This is a genomic window from Citrobacter sp. Res13-Sevr-PEB04-36, assembly GCF_015672735.1.
In the GTDB taxonomy this organism is placed as follows: domain Bacteria; phylum Pseudomonadota; class Gammaproteobacteria; order Enterobacterales; family Enterobacteriaceae; genus Citrobacter.
The window spans coordinates 1-2,827 of sequence record NZ_JADABY010000004.1 but is presented as its reverse complement, the minus strand read 5'-3'; the positions used below and the strand labels follow the sequence as shown (position 1 = coordinate 2,827).

The 2,827-nt window shown below is 48.0% G+C and carries 2 protein-coding genes; both read left to right on the top strand.

Annotated features, from left to right (window positions below; translation table 11 throughout):
• The first annotated feature begins 382 nt into the window (after positions 1-382).
• Complete coding sequence (locus tag IMQ48_RS00600; RefSeq protein ID WP_196207498.1) at positions 383-2,014, top strand: sensor histidine kinase; 1,632 nt, start codon at positions 383-385, stop codon at positions 2,012-2,014.
• Complete coding sequence (gene dcuR / locus IMQ48_RS00595; protein ID WP_196207497.1) at positions 2,011-2,730, top strand: two-component system response regulator DcuR; 720 nt, start codon at positions 2,011-2,013, stop codon at positions 2,728-2,730. The genes IMQ48_RS00600 and dcuR overlap by 4 nt, the downstream gene beginning before the upstream one ends.
• The last annotated feature ends 97 nt before the right edge of the window (positions 2,731-2,827 follow it).

Genomic DNA, 2,827 nt, shown 5'->3' with positions numbered 1-2,827 from the left:
TCTCTTCAACCGAACCGGCTGTTTGTGTGAAGTGATTCACATCCGCCGTGTCGATGGAGGCGCATTATAGGGAGTTCTCGGGCGCCCGCAACCCTTAAATTGCAGAAAAATGACTGACTGCTGCATTCCACAGCAAAACCCTGCCTTATACCCATTTACACACAGAGTTATCCACAAAGCCGTCAAAATCTCCACCTTCACATTGCGAAGAAGAGCTGAAATCGTCATGGAATTCCTTCTATATAGAAGAGAGCAACGCCCATCCGTTTTCTACTCTATATAAGCAGAGTAACCGCCAGGGCCCCATAATCGCCCTACGGCCTTTGAATTACGGCCCCCCTCAGGCGATAATACCCGCACAATCAGTGATCCTTGGACCGTGATGAGAAACGCTCTGCAACGTACTGCTATACGCAAACGCCCGATGAAGCTCGGCACCACCGTGATCCTCATGGTCAGCGCCGTACTCTTCTCCGTGCTGCTTGTCGTTCATCTGATTTACTTCTCACAAATTAGCAATATGACGCGCAACGCATTAGCGGACAAAGCCCTTGCGGTGGCACGAACCCTGGCTGACTCCCCGGAGATCCGCCAGGGTCTGCAGAAAGCGCCTAGAGAAAGTGGCATTCAAGCGATTGCCCAGGCAGTGAATAAAAGCAACGACTTTTTGTTCATCGTCATCACCAATATGCAAAGTATCCGTTATTCACATCCCGAAGCGCAGCGAATAGGCCAGCCGTTTAAAGGCGACGATATTTTGCTGGCGCTGCAAGGGAAAGAGAACGTTGCGATTAATCGCGGCTTTCTGGCTAAAGCACTGCGTGTGTTTACCCCTATCTATGATGAGAACCACCACCAAATTGGCGTCGTGTCGATTGGCCTTGAGCTAAGCAGAGTCACCGAACAGATTAATAACAGCCGCGACAGCATCTTCTGGTCCATCTTATTTGGTGTTCTGGTGGGCTTGTTGGGCACCTGGGTGTTGGTCAAAGTTCTCAAGCGCATTCTGTTTGGCCTGGAGCCCTACGAAATATCCAACCTGTTTGAACAGCGCCAGGCAATGTTGCACTCTATAAAGGAAGGTGTTATTGCCGTTGATGACAGTGGTGAAGTGACGTTGATAAACCAGGCGGCCCAGGAACTACTGGATTACCGAAAGTCACAAGACGATGCGCAACTCTCCACGCTCAGTCATGCATGGTCACAGGTGGTCGATTTTTCTGAGGTATTACACGATGGGACGCCGCGGCGTGATGAAGAGATCACCGTGAAAGACAGGCTACTGTTGATCAATACCGTACCGGTACTCAGCAACGGTAAAATCATCGGCGCCATTTCAACGTTCAGGGACAAGACTGAGGTCCGTAAACTAATGCAGCGCCTGGATGGCATGGTCAACTATGCCGATGCACTTCGTGAACGATCCCACGAATTCATGAATAAGTTGCACGTGATTCTGGGATTATTGCATCTGAAAAGTTATAAGCAGCTGGAAACTTATATAATTAAGACAGCCAACAACTATCAGGAAGAAATCGGTTCATTGCTGGGAAAAATCAAATCCCCGGTTATCGCGGGATTTTTACTCAGTAAGATTAATCGCACATCCGATTTAGGTCATACCCTTGTCATTAGCAATGAAAGCCAATTACCAGAAACCAGCAATGAAGATCAAGTAACCGTGCTGATTACCGTTCTGGGGAATTTGATTGAAAACGCACTGGAAGCGCTAGGTCAAGAAGCCAGTGGTGAGATCAGCGTATCCTTGCATTATCGACACGGCTGGTTGCATTGCGAAGTTAATGACGATGGTCCGGGGATCGCTCCCGATCGCATTGACCACATCTTTGAGAAAGGCGTCTCGTCAAAAGGAAGCGAACGGGGCGTTGGTTTAGCGCTTGTTAAACAGCAGGTTGAAAGCGTTGGCGGCAATATTTCCGTCGAATCTGAACCTGGGATCTTCACCCAATTTTTTGTACAGTTACCGTGGAATGGTGAGAGGGCCAGCAGATGATCAATGTCTTAATTGTCGATGACGACGCAATGGTAGCGGAGTTAAATCGCCGATATGTAGCACAGCTCTCCGGTTTTCATTGCTGTGGGACAGCCTCTACGCTGGAAAAAGCCAAAGAGATACTCTTTCATGGCGAGAATCATATCGACCTGATTTTGCTTGATATTTATATGCAGAAAGAAAACGGCCTGGATCTACTACCCGTTTTGCACAGCGAAGGCTGTAAGTGTGACGTTATTGTCATCTCTTCCGCCGCCGACGCCACCACCATCAAAGACTCACTCCACTATGGGGTTGTTGATTACCTGATAAAACCTTTCCAGGCTTCCCGTTTTGAAGAAGCGCTCACCGGCTGGCTGCAGAAAAAGACGGAGATGGAAAAGCATCAATACTATGAACAGTCGGAGCTTGATCAACTGATTCACGGCAGTACCTCTGGTGAGCAGGAAACGCGGCGCTTACCCAAGGGATTAACGCCTCAAACGTTACGTACCCTGTGCCAGTGGATTGATGAGCATCAGGATCAGGAGTTCTCCACTGATGAGTTGGCGAACGAGGTCAATATCTCGCGCGTCTCTTGCCGCAAGTACCTCATCTGGTTAGTCAATTGTCACATCTTATTTACCAGCATCCACTACGGCGTAACTGGCAGACCAGTTTATCGCTATCGCGTTCAAGCTGAACATTATTCACTGCTAAAACAATACTGCCAATAAACAGCATCACAGGGATTATTCGTTATATAAAAGTAACAATTATTAAAATAATGAAAAATCCCTTCACTGCTGCCAGAGACAGGGAAATACTGAGTTT